This window comes from Photobacterium sp. GB-1, from assembly GCF_003026165.1.
Classification (GTDB): Bacteria; Pseudomonadota; Gammaproteobacteria; order Enterobacterales; family Vibrionaceae; genus Photobacterium.
Window position 1 is genome coordinate 1 of sequence record NZ_PYOB01000042.1, and the last position, 16,960, is coordinate 16,960.

A 16,960-nucleotide genomic window follows, 5' to 3' on the forward strand; every position below is an offset into this window, starting at 1 on the left:
AAGTTGCTGGGTGCTAATCGGTGCCTTAGTGGAGGCTTGAGCCGTATGCAGTGAAAGTTGCACGTACGGTTCTTAGAGGGACGGCACTTGGTAACAAGTGTCGTCTACTCGACATAAATGAGTTAGCTATTCGGCTCACTCATCATTATCTCTTCTGTAGTTAGAGTGAATACCATTACCAAATCTGGCTCTTATCACTCAATTTTTGTTCTAAATAATCAAGAGATACTTTCAATTTTGCTGGCATAAATGTGCATTAGGGTAGTCGATATTGTTCCAATATTAGATTAACTTGGCGGTGTGATGGGGGCTTTGTTTGTCGCTTTTAATTGTTATGTGTTATCAAAAGTCGGCGCAACGCTGACAGTAATACTTGTCATAACCGGTCAATTGCTGACGGGAGTTGTTTGGGATGCTATCAGTAACGGTGTAGAACTTGCCCTTTTATTGGGTATTTTGTGTATCCTTACGGGTATCTTGGTCACCAAGCGCGGACAAGACTAGAAAGCAAACATTAAAGGATAATAAGTTGAATAATCAGAAAGCACGCTGGGGAATTGCAGGACTGGGTAAAATTGCACATCGCTTTGTTTCAGATCTGACTATGCAAGTCGACAATGCTGAACTCTATGCTGTTGCGGCACGAGATAAACAGCGAGCTGATAGCTTTTCAAATCAATATGGTTGCCAAAGAAGTTATGGTTCCTACACAGAACTCGCAAACGACGCTAATGTAGATATTGTCTATATCGCGACTATTCACCCATTTCATAAAGGCTTGGTTGAATTATTTCTAAATAAAGGAAAGCATGTTCTTGTAGAGAAACCAGCATTCACTAACTTACAAGATTGGGATGCGATGTCGACGCTTGCTGAAGAAAAAGGGTTACTGTTAGCTGAAGCAATGAAAACAGTCGCATTTCCCGCTTATCAAGCAATGAAGCAGTTTATAAAAGAAAACAAGGTTGAAATTAACGCGATAGAAGCTTCCTTTGGTAATTGGCATGAGTTCGATAGTGATTGGCACTTATTTAATCCAACGTTATGTGGCGGGGCGACTTTAGATGTTGGTGTATACGGTCTCTGGTTTTATGCTGATTTGTGTCGATTAACAAATACTCCTATAGAGAAACCCACTGTTGAGTACGTTAATGATAATAGCCAAAGTGAAGTCGATGAAAATGTTGTGTTTAAATTTGATGGCCAGATAAAAGGTGAAATTTGCGCATCGATCACGCGTGATCTCAAACGAGAAGCCATCATTCGAGGGCCTGAACTAGAAATCGTTATTCATAATAAATGGTGGAATCCAAAGACAATCGACATATCGTTTAAAGGTGAGCAAACACAAATTTCAGCGGTTGTTAGCGGAGGTGGGTTTGAATACGAGATAGAGCATATATCTTCGCTAATTCTAAATAAGATCAATTATTCGGATGTGATGTGTAAGAAAACGAGTCGGCAAGTTATTTCTATTATGGAAGCGTCTCTCGTTGAGAATGGCTTTGACTATCTAGTTTGTTCGAAACCCTCAAGTAATTGATAATTTAAGGCATAATTATGAATATTGTTCCGCTCTTTGCTGCAATTCTATTTAGTGTTTTAGGCGTTTATATATGCTACGACTATCGGCGCTTTAATAAAAATGCGATTAAGACTCAAGGTAAAATAATTAGCTATGATGAATATTTTTCAAAAGATAATGATAATCTTAAAAGAAAGATGTATCGCCCTTATTTTGAAGTTACAGTTAATAAACAGACCTACAGTGTAAAATCAAAAACATCATTTCATTCTAAAGTCATACCTATTGGCCAATATACTGATGTGTTATACCAAAAAGGTGATGAAAAAAATGCTCGTATAGCAAATAGTAATGGCGTTGGTTTGGGCTTTTTATTTATAGGGCTATCTATTCCTGCTTATTACTTCGGCTTATTCCATGAATTGTAATTTTTATTTATGTTTAAAGGAAAATAAAGTAACTATTTTTTCGTTCAGTTGAAAAAACTTACCCTCGATGATAAATAAATCAAACTGTGTATGGTTCATATATTATGATCGAACTGTCACATATATAAAATATGAAGAGAAGTAATGAGAGCATCACTAAGAAATAAAATTATCGATGTGTGCAATAAGAAAATAGCCAGTAAAGGTGAAAATGTAGGTGTGTCTTTTTACGCTTTTTTCAAAAACAAAAATGACGATCCTGACTTGTTAATGGAAGCGGCTAAGTGGTGGATTAAAACGCATCAACTCGATCATTTTGAAAAAGCATCCAAAATTAAAGATTTGGTCGAGAGGGGAAAATAATTATTATCACCGCCGTTTCTTTTATTACTAAAAGAGGCAATGTTGATGTTAAGTGGTAAGAAAGCAAAGTGCTTCCTCATGATAACGGTAGTTGGCAAATATGGAAATTAAACCAACCCGTTGTTAAATGATGTTTAGAAACGTCATTATGATAGCTGGTTATCTTTTCTACTGTTAGTGAATACACGATCAAACTGGCAAAGAGGCGCAACTTTTGTACTGGCTTTACGTTGCCATTTTGTATGATTGGCGACTAACCAGGTTTGTTGCGAATTGTCTAAAATCGCCTGACTCACTCTGCTTTCTCTTAGCTCATGCTCCATCGCAACAGCTTGCTTTTTCTCTGTCGAATAGCTGGTTTGAGGTGAAGCGTAAGGTAATTCACAGATACCCGCACAGCCAATAATACCGATGTCTGCTGCAAATTGACTAAAGTAATTGAGTACTGTGTCGTCGACAATATCACCACCGTTCGCTCTTATTTTACCACTGGGTATCCACGTTTCTATATTTTCGAACTTCGAGAGCGTATGCGCGGCTTGAAAATTATTCGTCACTACTCGTAATTCTCGGTGGTTGACTAATTGCTCAGCGATACAGGCAATGGTGGTTCCGATACCTAAAAATAATGTACACCCATTGGGAATGGCTTTAGCGACATTTCTTGCTATTTCTTGTTTTTCGTCTTTATTGGTGATTTGTCTGGCATCGTAACTTCGATTGCTCAATGTAACAGGAAGGCCAACGCCACCATGGTGACGCATAGCGATCCCTTGTTGGCAAAGTAAGTTAATGTCGCGTCTGATCGTCTGGGGCGTTATTTCAAACTGTTGCGCTAATTCTTCAATTGAACAATATTCTTGCTTATGTATTAACGTCATTATTTGTTGTTGACGGGTACTTAAATCATCCATGAAATATGTTGCCATCCTTTATTTGATTATTTTGCTGCTAGGTAACGGTGTGGCGTATCGGTGATCATCATATCAACTCCCCATAGCCAGTGCTCTTCAACAAGTTCCGGTTGGTTCGGGGTGTAACAGTAAAGCTGATAACCTAAGCGTTTGACTGCTTTTGCCTTATCTTCTGTTAAATAACGATAATCACAATGAACACTAAAAGCGTCTAGCTCGCTTAAAACATCAGCGTGATTGTTTGGGATCGTTTCCCACAATTGACCTCTTCTTACGTGAGGAAGGTATTGCTTTATGGTTAATAGTGCTGATTGGTCAAAACTAGAGAAAAGCATTAACTCAGGTTCAATATTTAGCTTATTAATCACTTCAGCAACTTTTTCACATAGCAAATGAATATCGTCTCCTGCGTGAATTTTTAATTCTATATTTAACGCGACCTTAGCTTCACTTGTTAGCTGTAATACTTCTTCTAATGTTGGTATGGTTTCATCACTAAAATCATCGCTAAACCAAGAGCCAGCATCTAGCTGTTTTAGTTCTATTTTTGACAAGTTTCTCACTTCCCCTTTGCCGTTACTGCAACGGTTTACTGTCTTGTCGTGTATTACCATAGGAACGTGATCAGCACTTAGTTGGACGTCAATTTCAATCCACTCACAGCCATAGTTAATCGCTTCTTTCATCGCTGCAAGGGTATTTTCAGGGGCTAAGCTAGAAAAACCACGGTGAGCTGTAATTTTCATTTTCTTTTCCATCTTCAGTTATTTTCAAATGAACTATCCATGTGTTTGATGAAAATTTTATTACATCTGCTTTGAAAGTCTTAATCTTATTTACTTCATGCAATTGTAACCGAGATGTCACTTTTTGCTTCTAATGTTCACTTGAAAATAAACGAGTGGTTGGAACACAAGAAGTGAACATCCGCTAAATCGTCAGCTTTTGTTAAAAATGGTTTCCAAGGAATAAAAATGGCTTTTAAACATATTGCAGGACTTGCCGTTGCAGCGGCGCTAATGAGTACACAAGTGCAAGCAAAGACCGAAATTGAATGGTGGCATGCTATGGGTGGGGCGTTAGGTACAAAGGTGAATGAAATTGCCGACAACTTTAATGCCAGCCAATCTGAATACGAGATCAAACCTGTTTATAAAGGTACTTATGCCGAAACGATGACAGGTGCAATTGCTGCATTTAGAGCGAAAGAGCAGCCTGCTATTGTACAAGTTTTCGAAGTGGGTACTGCCACTATGATGGGAGCTAAGAAAGCGATTTATCCTGTATATGAATTGATGGCGGATACCAAAGAACCTTTTAACAAAAACGATTATTTATCAGCCGTAACAGGTTATTACACAACTAACGATGGCAAAATGCTATCGATGCCATTTAATAGTTCAACCCCAGTGCTTTATTACAACAAAGAGATGTTTGCTAAAGCAGGGATTACTAACCCACCGAAAACATGGAAAGAAGTAGAAGAAGATTCTCGCAAGCTGATTGCTTCAGGTGCTAAATGTGGCTTTAGTACAACATGGCAGTCTTGGACGCAAATCGAAAACTTCGGTGCCAGAAATAATGTTGCAATGGCAACCAACAACAATGGCTTTGATGGTGTAGATACCACATTTACCTTTAACAATGCGCCTTTCGTTAAACACGTTGAGCAAATGGGTAAGTGGGCGAAAGAAGGTTTGTTCAAATATGGTGGACGTCAGTCTGATGGTATGCCGCTTTTCTATACGGGTGAGTGTGCAATGACAATGGGCTCATCTGCGGGTCTGGCTGGTATTCAAGAGAATATGAAAGGGATAGATGTCGGTGTTGCACAATTACCTTATGATGATGAATTAGTGACAAAACCACAAAATACCATTATTGGTGGTGCATCGTTATGGGTACTTCGTGGACACTCAAAAGAAGAATACAAAGGCGTTGCTAAGTTCTTTACCTACCTTTCAAGCCCAGCGGTGCAAGCTGATTGGCACCAATTCTCGGGCTACTTGCCAATCACAGAAAAAGCGTACGAACTCACCAAACAGCAAGGTTTTTACAAAACTCACCCTGGGACAGATGTTGCTGTTAAGCAAATGACATCGACAACACCTACGGTTAATTCAAAAGGCTTACGCTTCGGTAACTTCTTACAAACACGCGACATCATTAATGAAGAACTTGAAGCCGTATGGGCGGGTAAAATTTCGGCAAAAGAAGCGTTAGATAATGCGAAAAGCCGAGGTGACGCGCAGCTTCGTCGCTTTGAAAGAACACAAAAATCATAATTTAACTCTTTGATTAAGTTTCATCCCCCGCTAATTTTGGCGGGGGATATACACCTTGCCTGTATTATTTTGGTATTTGTATGTCATCCCCTGTTGTATTTAAAAACAAATGGCTTCCGTTTTTCCTTATTGCGCCCCAACTTCTGATCACGTTTGTGTTCTTTATTTGGCCGGCAGGACAAGCGATTTATCAATCATCTCTACTTGAAGATGCTTTTGGTATGAGCCAAGAATTTGTTGGTCTCGAAAACTTCATGAACCTGTTTCATGATCCTAATTATTTAGATGCTTTTTTTACGACGCTCCAGTTCAGTATTAGTGTTGCCGTATTAGCATTAGTTTGTGCGTTAATATTATCGGCATTAGCTGAGCAAATTATCCGTGGTTCATTAGCCTATCGAACATTCTTAATTTGGCCTTACGCTGTAGCACCGGCTGTTGCTGGTTCATTATGGCTATTTTTGTTTGACCCAACGATTGGTGTGTTTACCGATATGCTGCATTTCTTGGGCGTAGATTGGAATCCTAAACTCAATGGCAGCCATGCGATGTGGATGGTGATCATTACTTCGACTTGGAAGCAAATCAGTTATAACTTTCTGTTCTTCTTAGCGGCACTGCAATCAGTTCCTAAATCATTACATGAAGCCGCAGCTATCGATGGCAGTGGCCCGATTAAGCGTTTCTTAACGATCAGTTTCCCACTGATCTCCCCAACGAGCTTTTTCTTATTAGTCGTCAACTTTGTGTACGCCTTTTTTGATACCTTCGCGATCATTCATGCGATGACACAAGGTGGGCCAAGTAATAGCACTTCAACCTTGGTTTATAAGGTCTTTAATGATGGCTTCATCGGATTAGATTTAGGTGGCTCTGCGGCTCAGTCGGTGATCCTAATGATATTGGTGGCTTTATTAACGGTTATTCAATTTAAGTATGTTGAAAAGAAGGTAGCGTACTAATGGTAGAAAGAAGACCTCTTTTTAATTTTTGTTGTCATCTTTTGCTGATACTTGGCGTGATTTCTATCGCGTTACCAGTATGGTTAGCAATCGTGGCAACGACACACGAGAATCATGATTTCGCGACTAGTACTCCGTTATGGTTTGGTGATCTTGGGTTCAGTATTTTTAAAGATTTACTGAGTGGGCATACGGCTTTTAGTGATAAGTCTTTATCCATAAATGGGCTATTACTTAACTCGTTTATTATGGCGCTATGTATCACTGTGGGTAAATTAACAATCTCTATTATGTCTGCTTATGCGGTGGTTTTCTTCCGTTTTCGTGGCAGGATGATTGCTTTTTGGTTGATCTTTTTCACCCTGATGTTGCCTGTTGAAGTGCGTATTATGCCGACGTTTGAGGTGATCAGTAATTTGGGGATGTTGAATTCATTTTCAGGCTTAACCATTCCATTGATTGCCAGTGCAACAGCGACGTTCTTATTTAGGCAGTTCTTTTTAACGATTCCCAATGAACTCGTTGAAGCCGCACGGATTGATGGTGCAGGTCCCATAAAATTCTTTTTCGATATTTTATTACCATTATCACGTACCAATATCGCAGCTTTATTTGTGATCACTTTTATCTACGGCTGGAACCAATATTTATGGCCGTTATTGATCACGACGGATACCCATTATTTCACTATCGTCATGGCGATCAAGCAAATGACGGGCGTGGTTGATGGCGTCATTGAATGGAACAAAATTATGGCAACCACGATTATCGCAATGCTACCACCAGTCATTGTTGTTATAGCAATGCAAAAAGCCTTTGTTAAAGGCCTAGTTGATTCGGAGAAATAAATGTCTACTTTAACGCTTAATAAAATTGCGAAATCTTACCCTAATGGTTTTAAAGCAATTCATGAACTGAACCTTGATATTTCAGACGGTGAAATGGTGGTATTAGTTGGTCCAAGTGGTTGTGGTAAATCAACATTGCTTCGAATGATTGCAGGGCTTGAAGAAATATCATCAGGTGATTTAAGCATAGATACGACACGGGTCAATGATCTCGAACCAGGTGAGCGTGATATTGCGATGGTTTTTCAAAACTATGCCTTATATCCGCACATGACAGTATTTAATAATATGGCTTATGGTTTACGTAACCGTAAAACGCCAAAACACGAGATTGAACGATTAGTCAATGAAGCGGCGACCATGTTAGAGCTTGATCATTTATTGGATCGCAAGCCTAATCAATTATCGGGAGGCCAACGTCAGCGCGTCGCTATGGGACGAGCTATTGTAAGGCACCCAAAAGTGTTCCTGTTTGATGAGCCATTATCAAATCTCGACGCTAAGTTACGTGTTCAAATGCGCCTTGAAATCAAAAAGCTACAACGTCGCCTTGGGACGACATCAGTATATGTTACGCATGATCAGGTAGAAGCAATGACACTGGCTGATAAGTTAGTGGTGTTGAACAAAGGTAACGTCGAGCAAGTGGGGACACCGATAGAAATTTATGACAACCCAGCCTCCTTGTTCGTTGCGACATTTATTGGCTCTCCTTCAATGAACATTCTTGATGCGAATATGACGTCTCAAGGTATTGAGCTAAATGGCCGTGTAAAATCACTATCAGCAAATTTTTTAGAGCAAAAGAAAGTGAAGCTTGGGCTGCGTCCAGAACATCTACAAATCGTTAATGAGCAGCCTTGGTTTAACGTTGAAGTCGAGTTTATTGAAGCATTAGGGGCTGACTTATTGCTTTATTGCCAGACACAAGAGCCCCAATCGCAACAGCTCGTTTTACGAGTAGAAGGGCATAGCCCAATTAAAATGGGCGATAGCTTAGGTGTAAATATTAAACCTGAAAATATCCACTTATTTGATTGTGACACTTCAAAGCGCATACCTTATGATCACTTCAACAAAATGAAGAAGTGATTCTTGGAGTGGTGAATGGTTGAGTCATTGGACAAAGTTGATGTTCATCAGTTGAAAAAGCTGAAATGGTTACTGACAGATGTCGATGATACGTTAACGTGGGAAGGTAAGTTACCGCCCGAGACGTTACAAGCATTAAGTAAGCTTGAAGCCGTTGGTGTTAACGTTATTGCTGTAACGGGTGCCTGTGCCGGTTGGTGCGATCAAATGGCAAAGTTATGGCCTTTACATGGTGTCATTGGTGAAAATGGCGCGTTTTGGATGCGTAAAGATCAGCAAGGTTTTACGACACACTATATTCGTAACGCTGAGATGATGAAAAGAGAACAACAAACACTGAGCCATGCGATTGAGAGTCTGTTACTGGATTATCCAGATGTAAGTTTGAGCCTTGATCAGCCTTTTCGATTTTGTGATGTTGCCGTCAATATTGCACAAGATAGAGTGCCGTTACCTTCGGATGTGACGAAAAACATTCTTGAAAAGATAAAGCATCTTGATATTGAAGGGCAGAGAGTTCATGCAACACAAAGCTCAATTCATATTAATGCTTGGGTCGGTGATCATAGTAAACAGCAAACGAGTGAAGCTTACTTAACGCAATTTGCACCAGATGAAAAACGTGATCTAACTGAAGTCAGTTATGTCGGCGATTCTTTAAATGATGAAGGTATGTTTGCATGGCTGCCATTAACGTTTGGGGTTAATAATATCCGCGCATTATTACCTAAGTTAATTCATCATCCCCAATTTATTACGACAGAAAATGGGGGATATGGGTTTGCCGAATTAGCGGAAAAGATAGTTAAGTCAAAACAAACCCATTAATTAAAAAAGCACTCAATTGAGTGCTTTTTTGTTAGCGATTTCTTTTTTAATAACTGATTACACTGAAATCGTGTTTTTACTTGTTATTAATGATGCTAACTGACGTCGCAGAATAGCCGATAACCCAAAGCATTAAGATAATTTTCATGCTAATTTCTTCGCGTTAATATTTTCTTTATCGTCATTGGAGCAAACATTGAAAATTGAAGTATCTGTTCAACCCTCTGAGCATCAATTACAAGTGATAAGTGATGGTATCAGCGCTTTTAACGCAACGTATTTACCGAGTGATGGAGAGTTTGAATCAGGTTTACGTTTTGCGATTATGGCGCAGAATGATCAAGGTGAATATGTCGGTGGGCTGCAAGCAAGTGTGGTGTGGAGTTATTGCGTATTGGAGTTGCTTTGGTTGTCGGAAGAAACGCGTGGGCATGGTGTAGGCTCTCAACTTATCGAACAATTAGTGGCGTTAGCGAAAGAAAAACAATTAACACAAATACGTACTGAGACGTTAGATTTTCAAGCAAAACCGTTTTATGAAAAGCTGGGATTTAAAGTCTATGGCGAAATTGATGATTCGCCCAAAGGGCATAAAACGTACTTTTTGGTAAAAGTGTTATAACAAAATCACATATCAGTAGCTTAATTTTCTGAGTGGTACTTTTTAATAAATAAGTCATGATAATAAGAGGCAAAAATGGATTTATCCTCAAATTTTAGAATGTTGGCAATATACAATCAGCGGATGAATAATCAGCTTTTAAATGCATGTAAACAGCTTACAGATGAACAACTGTTTCAAAATACCAATGCATTTTTTCCAACTGTAATGGCGCATTGGAATCATATTCTGTTTGGCGACTTAATTATGCTGCGACGTTTAATTGCTAATAATATTGTTGAGGTTAATTCGGAAATCCTAGAGCAGTTACCTGTAGCGAAAAGGATTAATGATACATTCGTAACAACAATGGACGAACTATCACAATTACGTTCGTTAGTTGATGCTGTGTATATTGATATAACAAAGGGATTTACCGCAGCAACCTGTAATGAAATCGTGAGATATACAACAACAGATGGTCAGATCATTGAACGTTATGTTGGTGAGTTTTGTCAGCATATTTTTAATCACCAAACGCATCATCGCGGTCAAATGACCTGTCTATTGAGTCAGTTTGGTGTTGATTTCGGTTGTACAGATTTACCCATAATTGTGCCAGAAGGGGCCCGTTGCTAGATGTATTTTCGGGAAGAGTAGATTCATAACGCTATAATTGAGCTAATCTCTTTGTTAACACTTGTTGCTTATATTTAAATGAGGCTTATCGATGAAAAAGTACTGGCTAATTATATTTGTTTGTTTGTCGTTCCCATCTTTTGCAGCCAAAAAAGTATTAGATTGCGATAACCCACGTAACACGTTGGAAATTAATGATTGTGCCTCGTTAACGCTAGCCTCTGCACAAGATGAATTGTCCAAATATTTAGCTGCCAGCGTTGAGCACAATAAAAAAGATCCCGAGTTAGTGAAGGCGATAGAGCAAGCGCAAAAAGATTGGGAAGTGTATATGAAAGCGCAATGTAATGCGGTTTACACCCAATGGCGTGAGGGAACTATTCGTAATGTCATGGCATTGGATTGTAAAACTCAATTAACCAAAGAAAGAACGCATGATATTTGGATGCATTTTTTAACATATATGGATAGCACACCACCTGTTTTACCTGAGCCTTCAACCTATTTTAAAAAGTGATTTTTTGATGTATTAGAGAGTGGGATATTTGCAAGTAACTGTTATTAATGCATATTACTCTCAATGAAAATCTCACCTAACGCGTTGTAATTGAATAAATAAGAGCTCTGTTCACGTGTATGTATTCAGAGCTTTATTTTCTTTGCCTTCAATGAAGGGCTAAAACAGACGGCGTTTTAATCCTGTTCTTTCTAATATTCTGGTTGAGATCTCTTCGACGGACATGCTGGATGTATTGATATAGGGGATCGCTTCTCTGCGAAATAAACTCTCTACACTGAACAGTTCAGACTCACATTGGCTTTCACTGGCATAATCACTATTGGCGAGACGGTTGTTGCGGATTTCTGTCAATCTTTCTGGATCTATAGTTAGGCCAAAAAGCTTATGTCTATGTATTTCAAATTCAGGCAGTAAACGAAGTTTGGCAAGATCTTCGGCAATAAATGGGTAGTTCACCACTCTTAAACCAAATTGCATTGCCATATAAAGGCTGGTGGGCGTTTTCCCACTGCGTGATACGCCAAGTAATATCAAATCAGCTTCCTCTAAACCACGAAGAGAAATACCGTCATCGTGGGAAAGGGTGTATTCGATAGCCGCTATTCGATCAAAATAACCGTCTTGATCCTTACCAACACTGTGTGAGCGTTGCAATTGTGGCTTGGGCTCTAGCTGTAGATCGTCGGCAACAAAATTAACCATGGTTTGTAATACATCGTAGAACAGTGCATTGGCTGACAATAGCTGTTGTTTAATTTCAGGTACGACCATAGAGAAGAAAACTAAAGGCTTTTCTCCCGTCGCTAAAAAAGATCGCTCTATCTCTTTTACCACTTCAGCGACCTTGTGCCCATTTTCAGTAAAAGGAAAAGTCTGCTCATTGACTTTTAATGGAAACTGCGCCAGGACAGCATGACCAACGGTTTGACATGTTATGGCGGTTCCATCAGAAATGTAGAACACGTCACGAGTTTCAATTTTGTGATGCATAATAAGTTCAAATAAGGATTTATTTTTGAGATAAGATGTGAATAAAGTATAGAAAAGTCGTCGTACGTTCTGTAACTAATGCCACAACCTGACGAAAAAGTGGTTTTTTTTACGCAGCAACGCAAACGATTGCTTTTAATTGGTAGCTGAATTATTTCGGAGATACACATGCAAAAGTACACCCTTTGGTTCAACACTTTATCAATGAATGATGTGAACCAAGTTGGCGGAAAAAATGCCTCGCTTGGTGAAATGGTATCAAACCTTTCAAATGCGGGAGTGTCTGTTCCTAACGGATTCGCGACTACCTCTTACGCATTCCATGAGTTTTTAGAGTATGAAGGGCTAAATAATCGTATTTACGATTTGCTTGGCGCTCTTGATGTTAATGATGTTGAAGCACTTCAGCGCACTGGGGCGACAATCCGTAACTGGATTTTAGCTGCGCCATTTCCTGTTGAATTAGAACAGAGCATCCGTCGTGATTACCTTGAATTGATTGATGGTAACCAAGCACTTTCCGTTGCGGTTCGATCGTCTGCAACCGCTGAAGATTTACCTGATGCTTCCTTTGCGGGTCAACAAGAAACATTTCTTAATGTAAAAGGTGTTGATGCCGTTTTAGAGGCAACGAAACACGTTTATGCCTCGCTATTTAATGATCGCGCCATTTCTTATCGCGTTCACCAAGGTTTTGATCATAAGGGTATTGCACTGTCTGCAGGTATTCAGCGCATGGTGCGCTCTGATAAAGCAGCGTCAGGGGTGATGTTTACGCTTGATACTGAATCAGGCTTTGATCAAGTGGTGTTTATTACCTCTTCTTGGGGTTTAGGTGAAATGGTGGTTCAGGGGGCAGTTAACCCTGATGAATTTTATGTCCATAAACCAATGTTAGAAGCTGGGCATGCACCAATAGTAAGAAAGAACTTTGGTTCAAAACTCATCAAGATGATCTACTCTGATAATCAAGAAATTGGTAAACAAGTAGACATTGTTGATACCACAGATGAAGAACAATATCAGTTCTCGATTAATGATGAAGAAATTAAAGAGCTTGCTAAACAAGCAATGATCATTGAAAAGCACTATCAACGTCCGATGGACATTGAATGGGCGAAAGATGGTATTGATGGCAAGCTGTACATTGTTCAAGCACGCCCAGAAACAGTGTGTTCGCAAGGATCTCAAAATGTAATTGAGCGTTATGAGCTGAATAATAAAGCGGATGTGTTGGTAGAAGGTCGCGCGATTGGACAACGTATTGGCAGCGGTAAAGTACGCTTGGTTGATTCGCTTGATCAAATGTCACTGGTACAAGAAGGGGATGTACTCGTCACAGATATGACAGATCCTGACTGGGAACCTGTGATGAAACGTGCATCTGCGATTATTACTAACCGTGGCGGTCGTACTTGCCATGCTGCCATTATCGCTCGTGAATTAGGCATCCCTGCGATTGTGGGTTGTGGTAACGCTACAGAAATATTAACAGATGGTGCTGTTATTACCGCTTCATGTGCAGAAGGTGAAACAGGTTATGTTTACCAAGGCGAATTGAACTATGAAGTTCGACGCTCTGAGGTAGATGAATTACCAATATTACCAACTAAAGTGATGATGAACGTCGGTAATCCAGAGCGTGCGTTTGATTTTGCACAATTACCGAATGAAGGCGTAGGTTTAGCGCGTTTAGAATTTATCATCAATAAAATGATTGGTATTCACCCGAAAGCATTATTGAACTTTGATGCACAAAGTGACGAGTTAAAAGCGCAAATTCGAGAGAAAATTAAGGGCTATAACGATCCTATTGATTTTTATGTTAGCAAGTTAACCGAAGGCATTTCTACCATTGCTGCAGCGTTCTGGCCTAAGCGTGTGATTGTTCGTATGTCTGATTTCAAATCGAATGAGTACAGTAACTTAATTGGTGGTAAAGAATTTGAACCCCATGAAGAAAACCCTATGTTGGGTTTCCGTGGTGCTTCTCGTTATATATCACCAGTATTTGAAGATTGCTTTGAACTTGAAACACAAGCGATGAAACGTGTTCGTAATGAAATGGGGTTAAAGAACGTTGAAATTATGATCCCGTTTGTACGTACGCCGAGTGAAGCTGCATCTGTGATTGAGTTACTGGCGAAAAACGATTTACGCCGTGGCGATCAGGGTTTGAAAGTGATCATGATGTGTGAACTGCCATCAAATGCCGTATTAGCGGATGATTTCTTAAAGTACTTTGATGGTTTCTCCATTGGTTCAAATGACATGACTCAGTTAACGCTAGGTTTGGATCGTGATTCTGGTGATGTTGCGCATCTCTTTGATGAGCGTAACCCTGCGGTTAAAGCTATGCTGAAAATGGCGATTGACGCAGCAACGAAAGCGGGCAAGTACGTCGGTATTTGTGGTCAAGGACCATCAGATCATGATGATTTAGCAAAATGGTTAATGGAGCAAGGTATTAGTTCTGTTTCACTAAACCCGGATACTGTGATCAATACTTGGTTAAAGCTAGGTGATGTAAATAAAAATCATTAGCAGACAGGTTAGGTTTAGTTGCTAAAGGTAAAATTAAGCTCTGATTAATGATCAGAGCTTTTTTATAGCAGATTGAAAATTAAGTGTCGTACACCTAAGTTAGGAGGACATATGGTTGTTGTAGAGCGATTTTCTTTTGCACATGAAGCGCATATAGCGAAAGCCAATCTAGAAAGTGCCGGTATTCACTGTTGCCTTGCTGACGAATTTACGGTCAATACGCAATGGCTTTATTCTAATGCAATGGGGGGAGTGCGTTTGTTGGTAGAAGAAAAAGATATAGAGTCAGCGAGAGTGCTACTTGAAAGTGATTTTTCTGATGCGTTAGAAGAACAAATACCACCTTATGATAACGAGCATGAACATTGTGCTTATTGCGGTAGTCATGATGTAGTGACTTATACGAAAGGTAAGCGCCCAGCATTTTTAATGTTTATTGTGCTAGGTTTCCCTTTGTTTACATATCAACATGGTTATAAATGTAACCAGTGTGGTAAATTTAGTGAGGAGTTGTAAAATTTTAAAGTATTAGCTTAATGCTATTACTTATCCGCACGCTGTTACAAAAGAATGTTTAACGGGATACGATAACGGAACGTTAATCTAGATACTTCAGTTTACTAAATGTTTATTTGATTACATAACGACTTTTCTATGTCTGTCATTTATCACCCTTTTTTCTAGTACGTAACCTTGAACTTTTAAAAATGATCACGTTTTTTAAAAGTAGTTGATTATTCAATTAAATAGCGCGTTATATCTGTTTGAAGAGGAGTGTAGTTTGATATATGATTTCCTCATTATTTATCTAGCTAAATTTCCTGAATTGATAATTAATAATTGATGGTTCGCACACCCATCGACATAAAGACCGCTCCTTGTGAGCGGTTTTTCTGTTTATGGTCATTTAACGCTAATTTTTTTAATTAAATAAGATTAGAAACATGAGTAATAAAGACGACTATCATTCATATTTACTTTATTAATTTACCGATTTAAGTGCTAACGGTAATGTTTGTTTTAATTCATCCAGCCACTGATAACGGTTTTTATACAGCTTGCGTTTATTACGATTGAGTGTGCTCAAGTCTTTTCGCTCTGGTAATAAAGGTAATTTATAGGTTACGTTACTTTCTTTAACACCCTGATATTCTTGCCAGATCTGGTCATAGTCACAGCTAACCGCATGACGTTTTGAACCGATATAACGGAGTGCTTGATAAATGTGACCTTTATTACTGACAGCGGTAATGTTTTTTAATTGATAAGCATCAGCAAAAATGAGAGCTAATTCCACCATTAATGCCTTAGGACGTAAGCCATATAGTCCTTTTGTTAACTCTTTGATGAGTTCTTGACGGTTTTCAATATCACTGTCTGGGCCTTGTAAAGCACCAATATGTAAATGGCTTTGATCTTGATTAACGGTAAAACTAATACAATATAATTGCTTGTTGTTACTATCTGTGAGCGTGAGACCCAGTGATCCTTCTCTTGAGTAACCAGCATCAAGATAGATATTGTATACGTTGTCATTTTTATCTGTTATTTGAGATAACTTAAGACCTTCATGCTGGTATATATTTAAAAGTTTTGAAGAAAAGTTGTTCAGCATAAATTGAAGATGTTTTTTCAACATCTGCATTCTTTGTTTTTTATCCCATGCCACACAGCCATATGGCTTAAGTGGTTTTTCAATAAATGACGGATATACCGTGATTAATTGTTGAAGTAATGGGTTATCGAAGTAGCCCATTACTTCATCAGTAACTTTGGGTGAGAAAACGCACCAGCAATAGAGACGAAATTTTTTTCTTATTTTATCCATTCCTTTGATGTTTGGATAAAGCATGTTGGATAAAAATGATCCACGCTTAAATACCGTGTTTGATGTGATGGCTAAATGAGACATTTTGATAAACCTTGTAGATATTTATATTTTTAATTATGGATATTTTTCTATTAATAAGACTTAAATATAAATTACAAATTAAACAGTGTTTGTTTAATAAAGGCTGAACGGAATGTTAATATTTGAAATCTAGTATTTTCATTGTTAATCATATTCAACATTATTGAGGTTTTATTCATTTATAAAAACAATAGCGTTGTTTTTATAGCTTTTTATGAAAAAAGTGTTTCTACCTGTAACATGTGGCGGGTGTTATAAAGTAGATTAATGTTTATTCACTACCAATGAAAAGGTAATTAATGGCTGTTTTTTAGTTAAAGTTTGTCTGTTATTTAACGCGTATATTAATATGTTTGCAAAGTTCAGCCACCTGAAACTTAATTGTTTGTAGTGGTACATTAAATTTGGCCACCTACTCAGAGGTGATATCATCACCTCTTAACATGGATAGGTGACATCATGACAAAACGAACAAGACGATTATTTAGTGCTGAATTTAAATTAGAGGC

The 16,960-nt window shown here is 38.6% G+C and carries 18 protein-coding genes; 14 read left to right on the forward strand and 4 right to left on the reverse strand.

Annotated elements, in window-relative coordinates; genetic code table 11:
* The first annotated feature begins 303 nt into the window (after positions 1-303).
* From C9J45_RS20925 to C9J45_RS20940, 4 genes are all read left to right on the forward strand, one after another.
* Positions 304-504 carry a DMT family transporter gene (locus tag C9J45_RS20925; RefSeq protein WP_233217859.1) on the forward strand — a complete coding sequence of 67 codons (201 nt, stop codon included), beginning with the start codon at positions 304-306 and terminating at the stop codon, positions 502-504.
* 25 nt (positions 505-529) lie between these two features.
* Complete coding sequence (locus C9J45_RS20930; protein WP_107292979.1) at positions 530-1,543, forward strand: Gfo/Idh/MocA family protein; 1,014 nt, start codon at positions 530-532, stop codon at positions 1,541-1,543.
* A 17-nt stretch (positions 1,544-1,560) separates the two neighbouring features.
* Positions 1,561-1,953: a DUF3592 domain-containing protein gene (locus C9J45_RS20935; RefSeq protein ID WP_107206808.1), complete on the forward strand. Its 393-nt coding sequence runs from the start codon at positions 1,561-1,563 to the stop codon at positions 1,951-1,953.
* Positions 1,954-2,097: 144 nt separating this feature from the next.
* The gene (locus C9J45_RS20940) at positions 2,098-2,316 is read left to right on the forward strand and encodes a DUF6500 family protein (protein ID WP_107287792.1); all 219 of its coding nucleotides are present in this window, start codon (positions 2,098-2,100) and stop codon (positions 2,314-2,316) included.
* A 146-nt stretch (positions 2,317-2,462) separates the two neighbouring features.
* Here the strand turns inward: C9J45_RS20940 and C9J45_RS20945 are convergent, their stop codons facing one another.
* Both C9J45_RS20945 and C9J45_RS20950 read right to left on the reverse strand, forming a co-directional pair.
* Entirely contained in the window at positions 2,463-3,230 is a 768-nt protein-coding gene (locus C9J45_RS20945; protein ID WP_107206810.1) for a DeoR/GlpR family DNA-binding transcription regulator, read from the reverse strand.
* A gap of 26 nt (positions 3,231-3,256) precedes the next feature.
* Positions 3,257-3,976, reverse strand: a complete 720-nt coding sequence (locus tag C9J45_RS20950) for a glycerophosphoryl diester phosphodiesterase (protein ID WP_107292980.1) — start codon at positions 3,974-3,976, stop codon at positions 3,257-3,259.
* A gap of 228 nt (positions 3,977-4,204) precedes the next feature.
* On the opposite strand from C9J45_RS20950, the gene ugpB reads away from it, so the two are divergent.
* The 8 genes from ugpB (at position 4,205) to C9J45_RS20990 (ending at position 11,002) form a co-directional block, all read left to right on the forward strand.
* A complete protein-coding gene (ugpB, locus tag C9J45_RS20955) occupies positions 4,205-5,515 on the forward strand; it encodes a sn-glycerol-3-phosphate ABC transporter substrate-binding protein UgpB (protein ID WP_107206812.1) in 1,311 nt (436 codons plus the stop codon).
* A gap of 80 nt (positions 5,516-5,595) precedes the next feature.
* Entirely contained in the window at positions 5,596-6,477 is an 882-nt protein-coding gene (gene ugpA, locus C9J45_RS20960) for a sn-glycerol-3-phosphate ABC transporter permease UgpA (RefSeq protein ID WP_045082377.1), read from the forward strand.
* Positions 6,477-7,325: a sn-glycerol-3-phosphate ABC transporter permease UgpE gene (gene ugpE / locus C9J45_RS20965; RefSeq protein ID WP_107247233.1), complete on the forward strand. Its 849-nt coding sequence runs from the start codon at positions 6,477-6,479 to the stop codon at positions 7,323-7,325. Before ugpA ends, ugpE begins: the two co-directional genes overlap by 1 nt.
* On the forward strand, positions 7,326-8,417 hold the full coding sequence (locus C9J45_RS20970) for a sn-glycerol-3-phosphate import ATP-binding protein UgpC (RefSeq protein WP_107292981.1): 1,092 nt from the start codon (positions 7,326-7,328) through the stop codon (positions 8,415-8,417).
* A 15-nt stretch (positions 8,418-8,432) separates the two neighbouring features.
* Positions 8,433-9,245 carry an HAD-IIB family hydrolase gene (locus C9J45_RS20975; protein ID WP_107292982.1) on the forward strand — a complete coding sequence of 271 codons (813 nt, stop codon included), beginning with the start codon at positions 8,433-8,435 and terminating at the stop codon, positions 9,243-9,245.
* Between the two features lie 196 nt (positions 9,246-9,441).
* Positions 9,442-9,867, forward strand: a complete 426-nt coding sequence (locus C9J45_RS20980) for an N-acetyltransferase (RefSeq protein ID WP_107206817.1) — start codon at positions 9,442-9,444, stop codon at positions 9,865-9,867.
* A gap of 75 nt (positions 9,868-9,942) precedes the next feature.
* Complete coding sequence (locus C9J45_RS20985; RefSeq protein WP_107206818.1) at positions 9,943-10,485, forward strand: DinB family protein; 543 nt, start codon at positions 9,943-9,945, stop codon at positions 10,483-10,485.
* 91 nt (positions 10,486-10,576) lie between these two features.
* Complete coding sequence (locus C9J45_RS20990) at positions 10,577-11,002, forward strand: lysozyme inhibitor LprI family protein (RefSeq protein ID WP_107206819.1); 426 nt, start codon at positions 10,577-10,579, stop codon at positions 11,000-11,002.
* A gap of 159 nt (positions 11,003-11,161) precedes the next feature.
* Here the strand turns inward: C9J45_RS20990 and C9J45_RS20995 are convergent, their stop codons facing one another.
* The gene (locus C9J45_RS20995) at positions 11,162-11,995 is read right to left on the reverse strand and encodes a pyruvate, water dikinase regulatory protein (protein ID WP_107206820.1); all 834 of its coding nucleotides are present in this window, start codon (positions 11,993-11,995) and stop codon (positions 11,162-11,164) included.
* A gap of 168 nt (positions 11,996-12,163) precedes the next feature.
* Between C9J45_RS20995 and ppsA the strand changes: the two genes are divergently transcribed.
* Together ppsA and C9J45_RS21005 are read left to right on the forward strand one after the other, a co-directional pair.
* Complete coding sequence (gene ppsA / locus C9J45_RS21000; protein ID WP_107259730.1) at positions 12,164-14,539, forward strand: phosphoenolpyruvate synthase; 2,376 nt, start codon at positions 12,164-12,166, stop codon at positions 14,537-14,539.
* A gap of 111 nt (positions 14,540-14,650) precedes the next feature.
* Positions 14,651-15,055 (forward strand): DUF2007 domain-containing protein, encoded by a 405-nt coding sequence (locus C9J45_RS21005; protein WP_107206822.1) that lies wholly within the window; start codon positions 14,651-14,653, stop codon positions 15,053-15,055.
* A gap of 466 nt (positions 15,056-15,521) precedes the next feature.
* Here C9J45_RS21005 and C9J45_RS21010 read toward each other — a convergent pair whose 3' ends face one another.
* Positions 15,522-16,451, reverse strand: a complete 930-nt coding sequence (locus C9J45_RS21010; RefSeq protein ID WP_107291226.1) for a VirK/YbjX family protein — start codon at positions 16,449-16,451, stop codon at positions 15,522-15,524.
* Positions 16,452-16,960: the final 509 nt, after the last annotated feature.

What these genes read in the sequence shown, in the direction of transcription:
- C9J45_RS20985 (WP_107206818.1), top strand. Translation starts at nt 9,943, where the DNA reads ATGGATTTATCCTCAAATTTTAGAATGTTGGCAATATACAATCAGCGG.
- C9J45_RS20975 (WP_107292982.1), top strand. Translation starts at nt 8,433, where the DNA reads ATGGTTGAGTCATTGGACAAAGTTGATGTTCATCAGTTGAAAAAGCTG.
- C9J45_RS21010 (WP_107291226.1), bottom strand. Translation starts at nt 16,451, where the DNA reads ATGTCTCATTTAGCCATCACATCAAACACGGTATTTAAGCGTGGATCA.
- C9J45_RS20995 (WP_107206820.1), bottom strand. Translation starts at nt 11,995, where the DNA reads ATGCATCACAAAATTGAAACTCGTGACGTGTTCTACATTTCTGATGGA.
- C9J45_RS20940 (WP_107287792.1), top strand. Translation starts at nt 2,098, where the DNA reads ATGAGAGCATCACTAAGAAATAAAATTATCGATGTGTGCAATAAGAAA.
- C9J45_RS21005 (WP_107206822.1), top strand. Translation starts at nt 14,651, where the DNA reads ATGGTTGTTGTAGAGCGATTTTCTTTTGCACATGAAGCGCATATAGCG.
- ugpE (WP_107247233.1), top strand. Translation starts at nt 6,477, where the DNA reads ATGGTAGAAAGAAGACCTCTTTTTAATTTTTGTTGTCATCTTTTGCTG.
- ugpB (WP_107206812.1), top strand. Translation starts at nt 4,205, where the DNA reads ATGGCTTTTAAACATATTGCAGGACTTGCCGTTGCAGCGGCGCTAATG.
- C9J45_RS20970 (WP_107292981.1), top strand. Translation starts at nt 7,326, where the DNA reads ATGTCTACTTTAACGCTTAATAAAATTGCGAAATCTTACCCTAATGGT.
- ugpA (WP_045082377.1), top strand. Translation starts at nt 5,596, where the DNA reads ATGTCATCCCCTGTTGTATTTAAAAACAAATGGCTTCCGTTTTTCCTT.
- C9J45_RS20935 (WP_107206808.1), top strand. Translation starts at nt 1,561, where the DNA reads ATGAATATTGTTCCGCTCTTTGCTGCAATTCTATTTAGTGTTTTAGGC.
- C9J45_RS20925 (WP_233217859.1), top strand. Translation starts at nt 304, where the DNA reads ATGGGGGCTTTGTTTGTCGCTTTTAATTGTTATGTGTTATCAAAAGTC.
- C9J45_RS20945 (WP_107206810.1), bottom strand. Translation starts at nt 3,230, where the DNA reads ATGGATGATTTAAGTACCCGTCAACAACAAATAATGACGTTAATACAT.
- C9J45_RS20950 (WP_107292980.1), bottom strand. Translation starts at nt 3,976, where the DNA reads ATGAAAATTACAGCTCACCGTGGTTTTTCTAGCTTAGCCCCTGAAAAT.
- ppsA (WP_107259730.1), top strand. Translation starts at nt 12,164, where the DNA reads ATGCAAAAGTACACCCTTTGGTTCAACACTTTATCAATGAATGATGTG.
- C9J45_RS20990 (WP_107206819.1), top strand. Translation starts at nt 10,577, where the DNA reads ATGAAAAAGTACTGGCTAATTATATTTGTTTGTTTGTCGTTCCCATCT.